15 protein-coding genes are annotated in these 17,255 nt (G+C 69.3%); 12 read left to right on the top strand and 3 right to left on the bottom strand.

Going from position 1 to position 17,255, the window contains the following annotated elements; translation table 11 throughout:
- Nucleotides 1-189: 189 nt before the first annotated feature.
- From TSO5_RS10290 to TSO5_RS10260, 7 genes are all read left to right on the top strand, one after another.
- The gene (locus TSO5_RS10290) at nucleotides 190-2,592 is read left to right on the top strand and encodes a PAS domain S-box protein (protein ID WP_158282392.1); all 2,403 of its coding nucleotides are present in this window, start codon (nucleotides 190-192) and stop codon (nucleotides 2,590-2,592) included.
- Nucleotides 2,589-4,235 carry an ATP-binding protein gene (locus tag TSO5_RS10285; protein WP_109151488.1) on the top strand — a complete coding sequence of 549 codons (1,647 nt, stop codon included), beginning with the start codon at nucleotides 2,589-2,591 and terminating at the stop codon, nucleotides 4,233-4,235. Before TSO5_RS10290 ends, TSO5_RS10285 begins: the two co-directional genes overlap by 4 nt.
- Nucleotides 4,235-4,672, top strand: a complete 438-nt coding sequence (locus TSO5_RS10280; protein ID WP_085089060.1) for a response regulator — start codon at nucleotides 4,235-4,237, stop codon at nucleotides 4,670-4,672. Before TSO5_RS10285 ends, TSO5_RS10280 begins: the two co-directional genes overlap by 1 nt.
- 12 nt (nucleotides 4,673-4,684) lie before the next feature.
- A complete protein-coding gene (locus TSO5_RS10275; protein WP_109151487.1) occupies nucleotides 4,685-6,088 on the top strand; it encodes a diguanylate cyclase in 1,404 nt (467 codons plus the stop codon).
- An 18-nt stretch (nucleotides 6,089-6,106) separates the two neighbouring features.
- Complete coding sequence (locus TSO5_RS10270) at nucleotides 6,107-7,534, top strand: response regulator (protein WP_199230845.1); 1,428 nt, start codon at nucleotides 6,107-6,109, stop codon at nucleotides 7,532-7,534.
- Nucleotides 7,535-7,669: 135 nt separating this feature from the next.
- Nucleotides 7,670-8,074 (top strand): response regulator, encoded by a 405-nt coding sequence (locus TSO5_RS10265; protein ID WP_109151486.1) that lies wholly within the window; start codon nucleotides 7,670-7,672, stop codon nucleotides 8,072-8,074.
- Nucleotides 8,071-8,409 carry a hypothetical protein gene (locus TSO5_RS10260; protein ID WP_109151485.1) on the top strand — a complete coding sequence of 113 codons (339 nt, stop codon included), beginning with the start codon at nucleotides 8,071-8,073 and terminating at the stop codon, nucleotides 8,407-8,409. The genes TSO5_RS10265 and TSO5_RS10260 overlap by 4 nt, the downstream gene beginning before the upstream one ends.
- Nucleotides 8,410-8,428: 19 nt before the next feature.
- Here TSO5_RS10260 and TSO5_RS10255 read toward each other — a convergent pair whose 3' ends face one another.
- Nucleotides 8,429-9,031, bottom strand: coding sequence for a nitrogen fixation protein NifQ (locus TSO5_RS10255; RefSeq protein ID WP_109151548.1), 603 nt, complete (start codon nucleotides 9,029-9,031; stop codon nucleotides 8,429-8,431).
- Between the two features lie 115 nt (nucleotides 9,032-9,146).
- Entirely contained in the window at nucleotides 9,147-9,620 is a 474-nt protein-coding gene (locus TSO5_RS10250; protein WP_109151484.1) for a carbon monoxide dehydrogenase subunit G, read from the bottom strand.
- A gap of 138 nt (nucleotides 9,621-9,758) precedes the next feature.
- On the opposite strand from TSO5_RS10250, the gene TSO5_RS10245 reads away from it, so the two are divergent.
- From TSO5_RS10245 to TSO5_RS10225, 5 genes are all read left to right on the top strand, one after another.
- Nucleotides 9,759-10,178: a secondary thiamine-phosphate synthase enzyme YjbQ gene (locus tag TSO5_RS10245; protein ID WP_109151483.1), complete on the top strand. Its 420-nt coding sequence runs from the start codon at nucleotides 9,759-9,761 to the stop codon at nucleotides 10,176-10,178.
- 157 nt (nucleotides 10,179-10,335) lie between these two features.
- The gene (locus tag TSO5_RS10240; RefSeq protein WP_109151482.1) at nucleotides 10,336-11,934 is read left to right on the top strand and encodes a DegQ family serine endoprotease; all 1,599 of its coding nucleotides are present in this window, start codon (nucleotides 10,336-10,338) and stop codon (nucleotides 11,932-11,934) included.
- 110 nt (nucleotides 11,935-12,044) lie between these two features.
- Nucleotides 12,045-12,725, top strand: coding sequence for a response regulator transcription factor (locus TSO5_RS10235; protein ID WP_109151481.1), 681 nt, complete (start codon nucleotides 12,045-12,047; stop codon nucleotides 12,723-12,725).
- Between the two features lie 16 nt (nucleotides 12,726-12,741).
- Nucleotides 12,742-14,172 (top strand): ATP-binding protein, encoded by a 1,431-nt coding sequence (locus TSO5_RS10230; protein ID WP_109151480.1) that lies wholly within the window; start codon nucleotides 12,742-12,744, stop codon nucleotides 14,170-14,172.
- A 234-nt stretch (nucleotides 14,173-14,406) separates the two neighbouring features.
- Nucleotides 14,407-15,495, top strand: coding sequence for an AI-2E family transporter (locus tag TSO5_RS10225; protein WP_109151479.1), 1,089 nt, complete (start codon nucleotides 14,407-14,409; stop codon nucleotides 15,493-15,495).
- Nucleotides 15,496-15,514: 19 nt separating this feature from the next.
- Here TSO5_RS10225 and TSO5_RS10220 read toward each other — a convergent pair whose 3' ends face one another.
- The gene (locus TSO5_RS10220; RefSeq protein WP_109151478.1) at nucleotides 15,515-17,071 is read right to left on the bottom strand and encodes an MDR family MFS transporter; all 1,557 of its coding nucleotides are present in this window, start codon (nucleotides 17,069-17,071) and stop codon (nucleotides 15,515-15,517) included.
- Nucleotides 17,072-17,255: the final 184 nt, after the last annotated feature.

Raw genomic sequence — 17,255 nt, 5'->3', positions numbered from 1 at the left:
CGCGTCCCGCCGCTTGCACGGAATCGAGGGCCGGCCGCATCCATGGTCAACACCACAACCTTGTCCCCCTTGATGGAATGTCCCGAGCAGGACGCGTCGCGGTCGGGACTCCTCCAGACCGTCGCCGGCCCCCCGATTGCCAGGCCGCCGAACACCACGCCGCCGAACACCACGTCGGGGACCGGACGGATGCCCCGCACCCGCCTGCGCTGGCGGCGCGGCCGGCAGGCATCGGCGGTTCCGCGGCTGTATCAGGCAACCGACGCCGCCGGCGACGGGCTGTGGGATTGGGACATGGCCAGCGGCGCGGTGTGGTACAGCCCGCGATGGCAGACGATGCTGGGCTTCACGCCGGACGAGGTGCCGCCGCATGTCGAGTTCTGGCGCTCCCGCGTGCATCCCGATGACCTGCCGCTGGTCGAGGCGGCGCTGGCGGCGCATCTGTCGGGCGAGCGTCCGGTCTATGAATGCGAGCACCGGGTCCGCACCAAGTCGGGGGCGTGGCTCTGGATCCTCGACCGCGGCCGGGTGGTGAGCTGGGATGCGGAGCGCCGCCCGTCCCGTATGATCGGCACCCATGTCGACATCACCGCCCGCAAACGCATCGAGGAGGAGTTGGCCGAGAGCCGGCTGCAGCTGGACGCCATTCTCGACAACGCGCCGGTGGGCGTCCTGCTGGTCGACCGCGACCGGGTGATCCGCCGCGTCAACAAATCGGTGGCCGCCACCTTCCAGCACCGGCTGGAGGACATCGTCGGCTGCAGCGCCCGCGTCATCTACGGCAACGACGGGGTGTTCGAGGAGGTGGGCCGGCGCGCCTATCCCCGGATGGAGGCCGGCGGCCAGTTCGACGAGGAGGTGGTGATGCGCCGCGCCGACGGCGCCGACATCCGCTGCCGTCTGATCGGCCGGTCGGTGAAGGCGGGCGATCCCGGGCGCGGCTATGTCTGGGTGGTGGAGGACGTCACCGTCCGCTGGCGCGCCGAACAGGCGCTGAACGACCGCGCCGGCTTCCAGCGCGTGCTGCTGGACACGGTGCCGGTGCCGATCTTCGTGCAGGACGTGATGGGCCATTACGTCGACGCCAACAGCGCCTTCGAACGCTGGATGGGCATCGACCGGCAGGCGCTGTTCGGCCGCACCGTCTTCGATCTCGCCCCGCCGCACATCGCCGAGGCCGACGAGGCGGTGGACAAGGCCCTGCTGGCCGACCAGAAGCCGCAGAGCTACGAGACGCAGTTGCGCTGCGCCGACGGGACGCTGCGCGACGTGCTGTTCTCCAAGGCGGTCTATTGCCGGACCGGCGGCAAGCCGGCCGGGATCGTCGGCGCAGTGATGGACATCAGCGAACGCAAGCATGCCGAACAGGCCCTGCTGGAACGGCAGCAACTGTTCGAGCAAATCTTCGTCGCCAGCTGCGCGGTGAAGCTGCTGGTCGACCCGGCGGACGGGCGGATCGTCGACGCCAACCCGGCGGCGGCGGAATTTTACGGCTATCCGCTCGACCGGCTGCGCAGCATGCACATCCAGGACATCAATGCCGCCCCGCGCGCCGAGGTGGAGCGGGACCTGCATCACGCGGGCAGCGCCGGGCAGCGGCATTTCCAGTTCCGTCACCGGTTGGCCTCCGGCGAGCTTCGCGATGTCGAGGTCTATATCAGCAACATCGTCGTGCATGGCCGCACCATGCTGATGTCGCTGATCCACGACATCACCGAACGCTGCCTGGCCGCCGACGCCCTTCGCCGCAAGACGCGCGAGCTTGAACGATCCAATGCCGAGCTGGAGGCCTTCGCCTACGTCGCCTCGCACGACCTGCGCCAGCCCTTGCGCGTCATCACCAGCTATCTGACCCTGCTGGAGCGCGGCTTGGGCACGTCGCTGGACGAGGAGGGGCGGGAGTGCATCGACTTCGCCCGCGACGGCGCCCAGCGCATGGACCGGCTGATCGTCGACCTGCTGGAATACTCGCGGGTCGGGCGCAAGGCCAAGCCCTTCCGGCCGGTGCCGCTGGAGGAACCGCTGCGTCTCGCGCTGCTGAACCTGGAGGTGGCGGTGCAGGACGCCGGCGCCACGGTGACCGTCGGGATCGCCGGCGACGGCGCGCCGCCGGCCGCGGCCGGCGTTGGTATGACCCCGACGGTCACCGGCGACGACAACGAACTGATGCGGCTGTTCCAGAACCTGATCGGCAACGCGGTGAAGTACCGCGAGCCCGGCCGTCCGCCCATCGTGCGCGTCGCCGTGGCGGCGGATCGGCAGGACGGCGTCGCGGTCTGGCGGATCGACATCCGCGACAACGGCATCGGCATCGCCGCCGAGGACCGCGAGCGTGTCTTCGGCATCTTCCAGCGGCTGCACCGCCGCGACGAGTATGAGGGCACCGGCGTCGGGCTGGCGGTCTGCAAGAAGATCGTCGAGCATCACGGCGGCCGGCTGTGGGTCGACGACCTTCCTGCCGATGACGCGGACGATCTGTGCGGCGGGGACGGGCGTCCCTGCGGCAGCCTGTTCCGCATGGTCCTGCCGGCCCTGGTTGGACAGGTGGAGAGAGGTGGGAAAAAGGGCGGGGAGGCCCCGAGCCCGCAATGACGGTGCAGCCATCGCCCGTCCTGCGCCGGCCGTTTCCGGTCCTTCTGCGCCGCCTGCTGTCCGCCGGACGGCGCATCTGGAAGCTTGCCGCCCTTCAGGCGGCGGTGACGCTGGTGCTGGCCCTGGGCTATCTCTGGATGAGCGACGTCTATGTCCGCATCGAGGTGGCCGAATACCGCGCCGGCGCGGCGATGACCGCCTCCTCGCTGGCCGGCACCTTGTCCAGCGCGCTGAACGAGCGTCTCGCCCTGGTCCGCGGCCTGACCGCCTTCGTCGAGGTGGCGTCCGGCGCCGGCAATCTCGCCGAGCAGTTCCCGCGCTATGCGGAAAGCCTGCGACGCTCGGTGGTGGGTGTGCGCAACATTTCCGCCGCTCCGGATTTCGTCGTCCGCATCGTCTATCCGGTGGAAGGCAACGCGAAAGTCCTGGGCAACGACCTGCTGAAGGATCCCCGTCCGGGCTTTGCCGAGACCGTGCAGCGCGCCATCATCAGCCGCGACGTGACCATCCACGGACCGGTCGGCCTGCTGCAGGGCGGGCAGGGGCTGATCGCCCGTCAGATCGTCTATGGACCGGAAAAGCCGTGGGGCGCCGTCGGGCTGGTGTTCGACGTCGGCGCCATTCTGGACGAGGTGGGCTTCGACCGGGTGCCGCCGCATCTGGGCTTCGCCCTGGTGACGGAAGCCGGCCAGCGGGTGGCGGGCGACACATCGGCGCTGCGGAACGACCCGCTGATCGAGCGGATCAATCTGCCGGAAGGCCATTGGAAACTGGCGCTGGCACCCCGCAGCAGTTGGGAGGCGCTTGCCCATGCCGACCCGACCTTCCGCGGGTTCCAGGCCGCCTTCCTGCTGCTGGCCCTGTTGACCGAGGCGATCACCTTCATGGCGGTCAGCCGCCGCTATTCGCTGGAACGGCAGGTGGACCTGCGCACCGCCGAGCTTGGCCGCACCAAGAACGAGCTGGAACAGTTCGCCTATGCCGCCGCCCATGACCTGCAGGAGCCGCTGCGCGCCATCGCCAGCTATGCCCAGCTTCTGGAGAGGCAGCAGAAGGGCAGGCTGGACGAGGAGAGCGAGGGCTTCATCCGCGAGATCGTCGAGGGCGCCGGACGGCTGAAGATGCTGCTGCGTGACGTCCAGCTGTTCCTGGCCGAGGACCGGGTGCCGCTGGGCGGCGTCGTCGTGCCGGCGGGCGACGCGCTGAAGGCCGCCCTGACCGCGTTGAAGCGGCGCATCGCCGAAGCGGGGGCCACCGTGACGGCGGCGGACCTGCCGGAGGTGCAGGGCGACGAGCGGCGCCTGCGCGAGATCTTCATCGTGCTGATCGGCAACGCGATCGAATACCGCCATCCCGACCGTGCGGCGGAGGTTCACATTTCCCACCGGCGGGCCGACGGCCATGACGTGATCGACGTGCGCGACAACGGCATCGGCATCGAACCGCGCTACCGCGATCAGATCTTCGAGGTGTTCCGGCGTCTGCATTCGCGGGACGAGCATCCCGGTACCGGCATGGGGCTGTCCATCGCCCGCAAAATGGTGGAGCGGCTGGGCGGCCGCATCACCGTGGCCTCCAGCCCCGGCATCGGCAGCGTCTTTTCCATCCATCTGCCCGCCCCCGCCTTCCGAGGATTCCCCTGATGCAGGACCTGACCACCCCCTTCGAGATCCTGCTGGTCGAGGACGATCCGGCCGACGCCGGCCTCGCCAAGCGCGCTTTGCGCGACGGGCGCATCCTGTGCAACGTCGGCCATGTCCGCGACGGGGTGGAGGCGATGGAGTATCTGCGCCGCCAGGGCTCCTTCGCCGGCGCCGCCCGCCCGGACCTGATCCTTCTCGACCTCAACATGCCGCGGATGGACGGCCGCGAAGTGCTGCAGGAATTGAAGGCGGACGACGAACTGAAGACCATTCCGGTGGTGATCCTCACCACATCCGACGTCGACCGCGACGTGAACGCCAGCTATCTGCTGGGCGCCAACAGCTTCATCACCAAGCCGATGGACATGGACGCCTTCTTCGATGCGGTGAAGAGCATCGAGGAATACTGGTTCCGTGTCGTCCGGCTGCCACGGTGAGGGAGGTCCGCCATGTCCATCGCCTTATCCGGCAAGCCGCCCTTATCCGACACTGCCGACCAGGAGGAGGGCCGCACTGCCATCCTGCTGGTCGAGGATGACGATGCCGACGCGCGGCTGGTCACCCGGTCGCTGACGCCCTATGCCCGCCGCGCCAGCGTTGCGCGCGCCACCTCGCTGAAGGAGGCGCGGGCCTGGCTGCACCGCAATGCCTGCGACGTCGTGCTTCTCGACCTGTCGCTGCCCGACAGTTTCGGGCTGGAGACGGTGACCCGCCTGCATGCCGACGCACCGTCGCTGCCGCTGGTGGTGCTGACCGGCTATGACGACGAGGATTTCGCGCTGGATATCCTGGCCCACGGCGCCCAGGACTATCTGGTCAAGGGGCAGACCGACGGGCCGCTGATGTGGCGCGCCGTCCAGCACGCCATGGCCCGGAAAAGGCTGGAGGAGGAGCTGCGCCTGTCGGAGGAGCGGCTGCAGGGCATCATCGGGCTGGCGCAGGACGCCATCCTGACCACCGACGCCAACCTGAACATCACCCTGTTCAACCGGGCGGCGGAAAGCCTGTTCCGCTATGACGCCGACGACATCCTGGGCCGTCCGCTGTCGCTGTTGATCCCCGAACGTTTCCGGCCGGACCATGACGCGCACATCGCCGATTTCAGCGTGTCGGAGACCCAGGCCCAGGTGATGACCAACCGCCGCGAGGTCGTGGGCCTGACCGCCGACGGCCAGGAATTCCCGGCGGAGGTGTCGATCGCCAAGCTGCACCACGCCCATGGCTTGCTGTTCACCGCCGTGATCCGCGACGTGTCGGAACGCAAGCGGGTGGAGAGCGAACTGCGTCGCATGGCGACCACCGATCCGCTGACCGGGCTGAGCAACCGCCGCCGCTTCATGGAGCTGGCCGAGGTCGAGATGGCGCGGCTGCGCCGCTATGGCCGGGCGGTGTCGGTGCTGATGCTGGACATCGACCGCTTCAAGGCGATCAACGACACTCACGGCCATGCGGTGGGCGACCATGCCCTGGTCAGGATGGCGGAGGTCTGCCGCGACGAGCTGCGCGACACCGACCATATCGGCCGGCTGGGTGGCGAGGAGTTCGCCATCATCCTGCCGGAAACTCCGCTGGCTTCGGCAACCGAGGTGGCCGAACGGCTGCGTCAGCGTCTGGCGCTGGCCGAGGTGCCGATCGTCCCCGGCGACCATAGGCATGGATGCCTGCGCATGACCGTCAGCATCGGCGTCGCCCTGTGCGGCGACGAGGATTCCAGCATCGAACGCGCGCTGGGCCGCGCCGACCGGGCGCTCTACGAGGCGAAGGCGGCGGGCCGCAACCGCATCGTCGTCAGCGACGGCTATCCGGGCCCGGCCTTCGCCGCCGCGTCCGGCCCCATTTCGATCGCGAGCTGAGGGCATCGTCGAGGAAAAATGACCGAAGGAACCTTGACCCAGCGGACGACTGAAGTGGCGGCTGCAACGGCGAAGACCCCGGAGCCGGTTCTTCTCGTGTCCTCGCAGGCGGCGCTTGCCCGGCGCTACGCTCCGGTCTTCGGAGCGCCGGCGCGGGTGGAGACCGTGGCCGCGGCGCTGGACCGCCTGCGCGGCGGCGGTGCGGCGTCGGGCGAGACGGTGGTGTTGCTGGATGCCCCCACCGTGGCGGCGGTCGAGGCGCTGGCCCGGCTGGACCCGGCACCGGCGGTGGTGGTGCTGCTGCCGGACGTTCAGGGTGAGGGCCAGGGTGAGGGCCGGGGTGATGCGCGGGATGAGGTCGCGGGCTTCATCGCGGCCGGGGCGCAGGACGCCTTGCCGGCCGGCGAGGTCACTGCCGAGTGCCTGCGGGCCGTGGTGTCGGCCGCCCGCCGGCGGCAGATGCGGGAGAACCGGCTGCGCGTGGCGCTAGCCGAGGCGGAGCGGGCACGGGGAGAGGCGCAATCGCTGCTCGATGCCGCGGGGGACGCGGTGGTGGCGGCGCTCGATCCGATGATGGCGCTGACCTCGGCCGCGCTGGAATCGCCGCTGTTGCCGCGCCAGCAGGAGCGGCTGATCGCTGTCCAATCGGCGGGGGCCGCCCTGCGCGCCACGTGCTCGGCCCTGCGCCCAGTCGGACGGGAGGCCGCTGTCGAGGAAAGCCTGACGCTCGCCGCGCTGGCGGACGGTGTCGGGGCGGTGACGGTGGAAAGCGGGGCGGAGGAGTGCTTCACCGGCGATGCCGCGGCACTGCGGGCGCTGCTGTCCCTGCTGACCGCGGAGGCGGGAGCTTCGGTGTCGCTGGCGGTGCGCCCGGTCGACGACGGGGCGGAGCTGTCGGTGCGGCGCCGGGGCGATGCGCGGCTGCGCCCGCTGCTGCTGGCGGCGATCCAGCCGGCGCTGCGGCGGCTGCGGGGGCGCCTGCTGCCCGATGGTCCGGAAAGCGGGGCGGGGGAGGGGATGGTCATCCGCATCCCCGTCCGCCGGATGGAGCGGCCGGCCGCCCTGTCGGTGCTGCTGGTGGAGGACAACCCGATCGGCCGTCTGGTCGCCGCCGGCTTCTTCAAGGCGCTGGGCCATGGCGTGACGACGGCGGAGGATGGGGCGCAGGGGCTGGCCGCCGCGACGGACAAGCGCTTCGACCTGATCGTGATGGACGTTCAGATGCCGGTGATGGATGGCCACGAAGCCTCCCGCGCCATCCGCGCCCTGCCGGGGGAGGCCGGCCGCGTGCCGATCGTCGCGCTGACCGCCGGCACCGATGCCGAGGACGACGCGCAGTGCCGCGACGCCGGCATGGACGACTGCCTGCACAAGCCGCTGACCATGGATCGTCTGCGCGCGGTGCTGGAGCGCCTGTTCCCCGGGCGGGTGCAGGTCGGCGGATAGCGGCGCGCGGCGCAAATTGTCGAAAACTTTACAGAAGCAAAACCATATTCCACTCCATGGTAACCGAGCATCGGTTGCCGGCCGCCGGTTCGGACGGTATCAGTGGGAAGCGGTGATCTGGCCGGAGGATTGCGGATGGACATGCAGGTGATCGACTATTCCCGGCATCGTATCCTGGTCGTGGAGGACCAGCCCTTCGTCCGCCGCACCATCGTTCAGATCCTGGGCCAGATCGGTTTCCGCGATGTGGCGGAGGCCGAGGACGGCGAGACGGCGATGCGGGAATCGATCCGCGTCAACCCCGACCTGATCGTCTGCGATATCGACATGAAGCCGGTATCCGGCCTGCAGTTCCTGGCCCGCCTGCGCGCCAGCACGGAGGCCGCCAACCCGCGCGCCCCGGTGGTGTTCCTGACCAACCACACCGAATCAGAGATCGTGAAGCAGGCGATGGCGCTGGGCGTCAACGGCTTCGTGGTCAAGCCGCCCTCCTTCTCCGCGCTGAAGGAGCGGGTGGACCGTCTGCTGGGGGGACGGTGAGGTACGCCATCCTGCTCGCCACGCTGCTGCTCGCCGCCTGCTCCGGCGAGCCGTCGGAGGGCGACATGCGCAAGCTGGTGGAGGCGCACACCCGCCGCACGCTGGAGCGGCAGGGCAATGCCGGCTTCCGCGCCTTCGGCGAATTTCGCAAGCAGGGCTGCGTCGACGCGAAGCTGAAGGGCGGGCAGGACAATGGCGGCCAATATGACTGCTATTACGCCGCCACCTTCGTGCCGCAGCCGGGTCAGCCGCCGCTGACCGTCAACGGCAAGGGCCGCTTCCGCCGCACCGACAAGGGCCTGACCTTCGAGGATCTGGGCGCGCAGCCGCGCTGACCGCCATTATCCGCCCCGGTTAGCCGCCGCGCGCGAGGCGGGAGAGGGTGGACAGCGGATCGCCGGCCTCCTCGCCGAAGCAGACCTCCACGTCGTCGCACACCTCGCAGTTGGGGGATTTGCACAGCATCAGCCCCTCGCGCTCGCAAAGCTGGCGATAGAAGAACTTCTTCCATTTCATGTCGCCGGCATTCATCGCCACCAGCGCCGGGAAATGCCGCTGGAACAGGAGGTTGAGTTCGCCGCGGTCGTGGAGGCCCATATCCTGCCAGAGATGGTTCGGCTCCAGCGACCGGCGGGCCAGGATGGCGGCGAGCCAGCGCTCCTCGTCGGCCCCCCGCGCGCCATGCTCGGTCAGGAAGGCGCGCAGATCGGCCTCTTCGATGGCGTCCTCGCCGGCTTCGTCGCCGTCGGACAGGGCGGCGACCCAGTCGGCGAATTGCGGCGCATGACGCGCGGCAAGCTCCGCCAGATCCGCCTTGGTCAGCGCCAGCGCCTGGGGCATCGTCCGCACCGGATCGGCGGTGGCCAGCGCCAGGATCCGGCCGAAGATCAGGCGGTCGGCGGCGCCCTCGTCAGCAGCGGGAGTTTGGGCAGGGGTTTGGGCAGTGGGCTGGGACAGGACCACTCGGCATCTCCACCGGCAAAGAGCACCCGCGACGCCTGTTATTCTGACCCATCATGCTGCACCTGCGAAAGGCGCTGCTCGCCTGCCGGCGCTGCGGCATTGCGCCGCATCAGCCGGCTGGCCCGTCGATCTCCGCCGTGATCTCCGTCCTGATCTCCGCTGTGAAACGTTCGAAGAAGCCGGCGAGCACGCGGTCGGTCTTGGCCTGCACCAGCTTCACCGCCAGACGGCCGACGGCGCCGCCCAGCGCCACCGACAGGCTGTAGGTCAGCAGGGTGCACCCGTCCGCTTCCTCCAACACCACCAGCGCCTCGCCCTTCACCGCGCCGGCCAGCCCGCCGTTGCCCTGGGCGACCAGCCGGTAGCGGTGGGCGCCGTCCTCCGGCTCCAGCCGCAGCCGGCCGGAGAAGCGCGCCTTCATCGGCCCAAGGGTGGTGCGCACCCGCGCGGCATAGTCGGTGGCGGACAGCCGCTCCATCTCTTCCAGAACCGGGATGCAGCGCATCAGCACCCCGGGGTCGCAAAGCGCCGCGAACACGCGGTCGCGCGGTCCGGGGACGCTGTGGGTGCCGGTGATGTCCATGCGCGCTCTTCCTTCCTTGCCGTCCCGGTACAACAGTTTTGCCGGCACAAATCATCCCGGCAAATCCGTTAGGGCGAAGACATCTGGTATTGCTTGCCCGCGGAGCCAAGCCAGTGAAAAAGACGGAGTGAGAAAGCCATGCGACAAGCCGCCACGACGCTGACCGTCCCCACCCGCGGCGCCGGGCTGGTCGAGGTGACCGCCCAGGTGCGGCATTGGGTGGCGGAGCAGGGCATGGACACCGGGCTGCTGACGGTGTTCTGCCGCCACACCTCGGCATCCCTGACCATCCAGGAGAATGCCGACCCCGACGTGCAGGCCGACCTGCTGCGCTTCTTCCGCCGTCTGGTGGCGGAGGACCCGTCGCTCTACGCCCACACCACCGAGGGGCCGGACGACATGCCCGCCCACATCCGCTCGGCCCTGACCGGCGTCAGCCTGTCGATCCCGGTGATGGAAGGGGAGCCGGCGCTGGGCACCTGGCAGGGCATCTACCTGTTCGAACACCGCGCCCGGCCGCACCGGCGCGAGATCGCGCTGCACCTGATCGGCGACTGAGTCGTTTCCTTGCCTGAAATATCTTTCATCCGGTCGCAAGGCGGCGGTGAAGGGCGGTTCCCTATGTTCAGGACAACAGCGGTGAGGCGGTGCGGCGGTCTGAAGGCCGGCCATCGCCTTCCGGAAGTCGGAATCGCCTGATTGGAGTGTCGCCGTCATGACCACCCTTCCTCCCACCCAGAGCCAGACCCCGAACCAGACCCAGCGTCCGGGCCGTTTTCGCCGGACCGTCGCCGCCCTGCTGCTGGGTTCGACCGTGCTGACGGCTCCGGCGCTGGCCGGCTGGGCGGTGTCGCAGGCTCAGCAGAACGGCGCCACGCCGCCCGCCGTCACGATGATGCAGGACACCCCCTCGACCTTCGCCGATCTCGCCGCCAAGGTCAGCCCTGCCGTCGTCAACATCTCCGCCACGCAGGAGGCCAAGGCCGAACCGCGGGCGCAGCGCGGCCCGCAGATCCCCGGCTTCCCGCCCGGCTCGCCGTTCGAGGAGTTCTTCCGCCAGTTCCAGGACCAGATGGGCCAAAACGGCGGCCCTGGCGGCGGTCCCGGCGGCGGTCAGGATGACCAGGAACAGGCGCCGCGCGGCAAGATGGGGGCGCTCGGCTCCGGCTTCATCATCGACCCGGCCGGCTATGTCGTGACCAACAACCACGTCATCGACGGCGCCAGCGAGATCACCGTCACCCTGCAGGACGGCACCGCCATGCCGGCCAAGCTGATCGGCCGCGACGCCAAGACCGACCTTGCCCTCTTGAAGGTGAAGTCGGACAAGCCGCTGCCCTCGGTCGATTGGGCGAACAGCGACAAGACCCGCGTCGGCGACTGGGTGATGGCGGTCGGCAACCCGTTCGGGCTCGGCGGCACCGTCACCAAGGGCATCGTGTCGGCCCGCGGCCGCGACATCCACAGCGGTCCCTACGACGATTACTTCCAGCTTGACGCCGCCATCAACCGCGGCAATTCGGGCGGCCCGACCTTCGACCTCAGCGGCCATGTGATCGGCATCAACACCGCCATCTACTCGCCCAACGGCGGCTCGGTCGGTATCGGCTTCGCCATTCCCTCCAACCTCGCCAAGGAGGTGGTGGCCCAGTTGAAGGAGAGCGGCAAGGTCGAGCGCGGCTGGCTCGGCGTGAAGATCCAAGAGGTGACGCCGGACATTGCCGATAGTGTGGGGTTGCCCAGCGCCAAGGGCGCCCTGGTGGCCGACGTCACCGCCGACAGCCCGGCCCAGCGCGCCGGCCTGCACCAGGGCGACGTCGTGCTGTCCTATGCCGGCAAGCCGGTCAACACCCTGCGCGACCTTACCCGCAACGTGGCGGAGACCAAGGCCGGTGATACGGTCGAGATGAAGATCCTGCGCGACGGCCGCGAAAAGACGGTTCCGGTGCGCATCGACCGCCTGTCCGACCAGACGCAGGTCGCCTCGGCCGACACCGGCAACGGCTCCGCCGCGCAGGAGGAGGTCGCGCCGGTGAAGGGGCTGAAGCTCGCCCCGCTCGACCGGGCGGCGCGCAAGCGGCTGGGCATCGACGATAACGTCCATGGGGTGGTGGTGACCGGCCTGTCCTCCAGCGTTGATGTGCCGATCCGCCCCGGCGACGTGATCGAACGGATCGGCGACACCGAGGTGAAGAGCCCGGCCGACGTCCGCCATCAGGTGGCGGAAGCCGAGAAGGCGGGGCAGAAGGCGCTGCTGATGCTGATCAACCGCCAGGGCAACGAGTCCTTCGTCGCGCTGAAGCTGAAGGCTTGAGGCAAGGTCCGGCCGAATCGTGAGGCTGTAAGAATCTCCCTCTCCCCCCGGGGAGAGGGAGATTCTAGTCATGCTTGGCCGGGCTGTTTTGGGAGGCTACACTCGTGCTCATGAAGATTCTCGTCATCGAAGATGATCGTCAGGCCGCCAGCTACCTTGCCAAGGGGCTGAAGGAGGCGGGCCATGTGGTGGACGTCGCTAACGACGGGAAGGAAGGCCTGTTCCTGGCCGGGGCCGAGCATTACGACGTGATGATCGTCGACCGCATGCTGCCCGGCCGCGACGGGCTGTCGCTGGTCCAGGTGCTGCGGGCGGCCGGCAACGACACGCCGGTGCTGTTCCTGTCGGCGCTGGGCAGCGTCGACGACCGGGTGAAGGGGCTGAAGGCCGGCGGCGACGACTACCTGACCAAGCCCTTCGCCTTTTCCGAACTGCTGGCCCGGATCGAGGTGCTGGTGCGCCGGCGCGGCGCCGGCCAGCCGCAGACCCGCCTCAGCGTCGGCGATCTGGAACTCGACCTGCTGTCGCGCAGCGTCAAGCGCGCCGGCAAGGCGATCGACCTGCTGCCGCGCGAGTTCTCGCTGCTGGAATACCTGATGCGCAACGCCGGCAGCGTGGTGACCCGCACCATGATGCTGGAGAATGTCTGGGACTATCACTTCGATCCGCAGACCAACGTGATCGACGTGCACATCGCCCGTCTGCGCCAGAAGATCGACAAGGACTTTCCCACCCCCCTGATCCACACCGTGCGCGGTGCCGGCTACAGCCTGCGCGCGGCGGAGGCGTGAGTCCCGGTGCATCTCCATGAAACATGACGGCGCGGCCGCCGGCCTGCACGGCTTCGTCGCCGCGGGCTTTCGGCTGGTGCGGGCCACGGCGTTCCGGCTGGCGCTGCTCTATCTGGCGATGTTCGTCCTGTCGGTCGGGCTGATCCTGGGTGTCGTCTACCGCACCACGGCGGGATTCCTCGAACAGGAGATCGGCGAGACCATCGCGCTGGAGGTCGCCGGCCTGCAGGACCATTACCGCAATTACGGACTGTCCGGGCTCATCGACGTGGTGCGGACGCGCAGCGCGGTCGCCAACAACAACTCCATCTATCTGCTGACCACGCCGGCCGGGACGATCCTGGCCGGCAACCTGTCGGGCTGGCCGGCGGCGGTGCCCAATGCCAGCGGCTGGACCCATTTCAAGGTCGCCGACTATGGCGGGGTCACCGACCGGCCGTCGACGGCGCAGGCCGTGACCTTCACGCTGCCGGGGCAGTTCCGCCTGCTGGTCGGCCGCGACATGAGCGAGATCGACCAGCTGCGCACCCGCATGTTCCGTTCGCTGGGCTGGATCCTGGGGTCCACCGCCCTGCTCGGGCTGGGGGGCGGGCTGCTGATGAGCCGCGGCGCCATGCGGCGGATCGAGGCGATCAACCGCACCACCCGCCAGATCATGAGCGGCGACCTGAGCGACCGCGTTCCCCGCTTCGGCGGCGGCGACGAGATGGACCGGCTGGCCGGCAACCTCAACGCCATGCTGGACCGCATCGAACGGCTGATGACCGGCATGCGGCAAGTGACCGACAGCGTCGCCCACGACCTGCGCACGCCGCTGACCCGCCTGCGCTCCCGCATCGAGCTGGCGCTGCTGCACGAGACGGAGGACCCGGAGGTCTACCGCAGCGTCCTGCAGGACACCATCGTCGAGGCCGACCGGCTGCTCGCCACCTTCACCGCCCTGCTATCGATCGCCGAGGCGGAATCGGGGGCCAAGCGCCAGGACTTCGTTCCGGTCGATCTGGCCGAGGTGGTTGCATTGGCCGCCGACCTCTATGAGCCGGTGGCGGATGAACGCGGGCAGAGCCTGTCGGTGGACATCCGCGGCAAGCCGATCGTCCGCGGCAACGGCCAGCTTCTGGCGCAGGCGGTGTCGAACCTGCTGGACAACGCCATCAAATACACGCCGGAGGGCGGCGTCATCACGCTGGTGCTCGACGGGCCGGCCCCCGGCCGCGCCGCCAGCATCGAGGTCGCCGACAGCGGACCCGGCATTCCGGCGGAGATGCGCGACAAGGTCCTGCAGCGCTTCGTCCGGCTGGACACCGCCCGCGCCTCGCCCGGCAACGGGCTGGGGCTCAGTCTGGTGGATGCGGTGGCGACGCTGCACGGCGCACGGCTGGAACTGGGCGACAATGAGCCGGGGTTGAAGGTCACCCTGATCTTCCCGCCGGAAGCTCGGCGGTAAGATCGGGCTGCCCAAAAAAAAGCCCGCCGGGAGGCGGGCTCTTCAAGTGACATCAGCGAGAATGACTCCTTGGCGTCACGTTTGATATGGGGCGGCGCCCGGCGGCTTCCATACCCATTTTCGGACTATCGCCGACGACCTAGCCTGCTGACTTTCCGCAACGTCGGCGGTCTTTGCGCGTTCTCCCCCGAAGGCCGTCCGTCAGGGCGGCGCCAAGTGCGGGAGTTTCGAACGATGGCGATACCCAGCAGGCCCACCGCTCACCATGCCGCCAAGCCGGGCGGCGCGGCGACGCAGGACGAGCCGCCGGCGCGCGCCGGGCGCGGGGAACTGGCCGTCTTCACCTGGAAGGTGCTGATCGTCGCCGGGGTGGCGGCGCTGGGGATCTTCCTGTGGAAGGTGTCGGGCACGCTTCTGCTGATCTTCACCGGCGTTCTGTTCGCCATCCTGCTGCAGCGGCTGACCGGCTATGTGCGGCGGTGGACCGGGTTGGCCCACGGCTGGGCGCTGGCCATCGTGCTGCTGGTGCTGGTGGTTCTGGTCGGCGGCGGCGCCTGGCTGATGGGCACCTCGATGGCGGCGCAGTTCGACCAGTTGCGCGAACAGGTGGTCAAAGCCAGCGGGCTGCTGCCGGACAGCTGGCGCGAGCGCATCGTGGAGCAGGGCAAGGAGTGGCCCTGGATGAATCAGCTCGGCAGCTTCGCCTCCACCCTCATCTACATCGTCGGCGATGCGGTGGTGGTGATGTTCGCGGCGCTCTATCTGGCGGCGTCGCCCGGCGTCTACCAGCGCGGCGTCGTCCTGTTGGTGCCGCCGCGCGGGCAGGGGCGGGCGTGCGAGGTGATGGAGGTGGCCGGCGACAGCCTGTGGAAGTGGCTTATCGGGCAGCTGGTGGCGATGGCGGCGGTGGGGACGATGATCGCGGTCGGGCTCTGGCTGCTCGGCATCCCGTCGGCGCTGGCATTGGGCATGGTGGCGGGGCTGCTGGAATTCATCCCGCTGGTCGGCCCCTTCCTGGCGGCAGTGCCGGCGCTGCTGATCGGCTTCGCCCAGTCACCGCAGGACGCGCTGTGGGTGGCCGGGCTCTACCTCGTCATCCAGCAGGTGGAAGGAAACCTGATAACGCCGCTGTTGCAGAAGCGGGTGGTCGATCTGCCGCCGGTGGTTACCATCGGCGCGATTGCCGCCGGCGGCGTGCTGTTCGGTATCATGGGCATGTTCCTGGCGACGCCGATCGCCGTGGTCGTGCTTGTCCTGGTCAATCTGCTTTACATCGAGGACCGGCTGGGGGAGGAGCGGCACTTCCCCAGCGACAAATCGTAGAGCAACCGGTCCCGACCGATCAGCCTTCCGCCGCCGGGGCGGCCTTGGAACGGCGTGGATTGGCGGACCGCAGCGGCAGTTCCTTCAGGAACAGCGTCATGGCGAAGGAGACGACCGCCAGCGCCGTGGCCAGCAGGAACAGCGTGGCGAAGCCATGCTCCAGCGTTGCCACCACGCCGCTGCGGGCGGCCGGGGGCAGGGTGGCCAGGGCGGCGGCGCCATGGTCCAGAACCGAGCGGCCGGACAGGCCGGCGCCCTCCAGCCGGTCGGACACCACGGCGTTGAAGACGGCGCCGAACACCGCGACACCGACCGACCCGCCGAGCGAGCGGAAGAAGCCGACCGACGCGGTGGCGGCGCCGAGGTCGCGCTGCTCCACCGCATTCTGCACGGCCACCGTCATCACCGGCATCACCAGCCCCAGACCCATGCCCAGCGGCACCAGGATCAGCGTCGACCACAGCCCGTCCGCCGCCAGCTCCGGCAGGGTGCCGAGCAGCGCGTACATCACGCCCGACAACGCCAGCCCGGCCAGCGGGAAGGCCTTGTAGCGCCCGGTCTTCGCGATCAGCCGGCCGCCGCCGACCGACCCGAAGGTCATGCCCAGCACCAACGGCAGTAGCAGCAGGCCCGACACGGTGGCGCTGGTGCCCTGCACCAGCTGGAGGTGCAGCGGTAGATAGACGATGCCGGCGAACAGGACCATCGCCGACACGGCGACCACCGGCGTCGCCACCGCCACCACCGGACGGCGGAACAGGTGCAGCGGCAGGATCGGCTCCTCGATCCGCCGCTCGTGCCACAGGAAGACCGCCAGCATGACGAGGCCGGCCGCCAGCAGGCCGAGCGCCGCCGGGCTGCCCCAGCCCATCGCATCGCCGCGGGTGGCCACGATCAGCAGGGTGGTCACCGCACCGGTCAGCAGCGCCGCCCCGACCAGATCGATGCGCGGCTTCGCCCGGCCGGCGGGCAGGCGCGACAGGGTGCTGCGCGTCATGGCCAGCGCGGCGACGCCCAGCGGCAGGTTGATGAGGAAGATCCAGTGCCAGCCGATGGTCTCGGTGAAGATGCCGCCCAGCAGCGGTCCGGCGACGCTGGCCAGCGCGAAGACGCCGCCGATCATGCCCTGGTAGCGTCCGCGTTCACGCGGGGCGACCACGTCGCCGATGATGGTGAAGGCCAGTGACATCAGCCCGCCGCCGCCCAGCCCCTGCAAGCCCCGGAACAGGATCAGCTGGGTCATGCTCTGCGCCATCGCGCACAGCAGCGAGCCGGCCAGGAACAGCATGATCGCCGTCTGCAGCACCCGCTTGCGGCCATAGAGGTCCGACAGCTTGCCGTAGATCGGCGTCGTGGTGGTGGAGGTCAGCAGATAGGCGGTGACCACCCAGGGCAGCATCTCCAGCCCGCCGAACTGGCTGGCCATCGTCGGCAGCGCAGTGGCGACGATGGTTTGGTCCATCGCCGCCATCAGCATCGCCAGTGCCACCCCGCTGAACACCCGCAGGATCTCCTGGTGGGTGAAGACGGGATGGTCGGCGGCGGCTTGCGACGGGCTGGCGGCGGTCTCTGTCATGATCGGTCGTCTCGGACGTTGATGTCTTTGAGCGGTGAACTCCCCCTCTCCCAGGGGGAGAGGGCAATCGCATATGCGACTCATATTCCTTGGAGGGGACCTCCGTCATCCCCGCGAAGGCGGGGATCCAGGGCTCGCAAGGCGGATCTGATGGAAAAGCCTGGATTCCCGCCTTCGCGGGAAT

It is taken from the genome of Azospirillum sp. TSO5 (assembly GCF_003116065.1).
Lineage (GTDB): Bacteria > Pseudomonadota > Alphaproteobacteria > Azospirillales > Azospirillaceae > Azospirillum.
The sequence above is the reverse complement of the archived record's forward strand: the minus strand, read 5'-3'. Positions and strand labels throughout refer to the sequence as shown.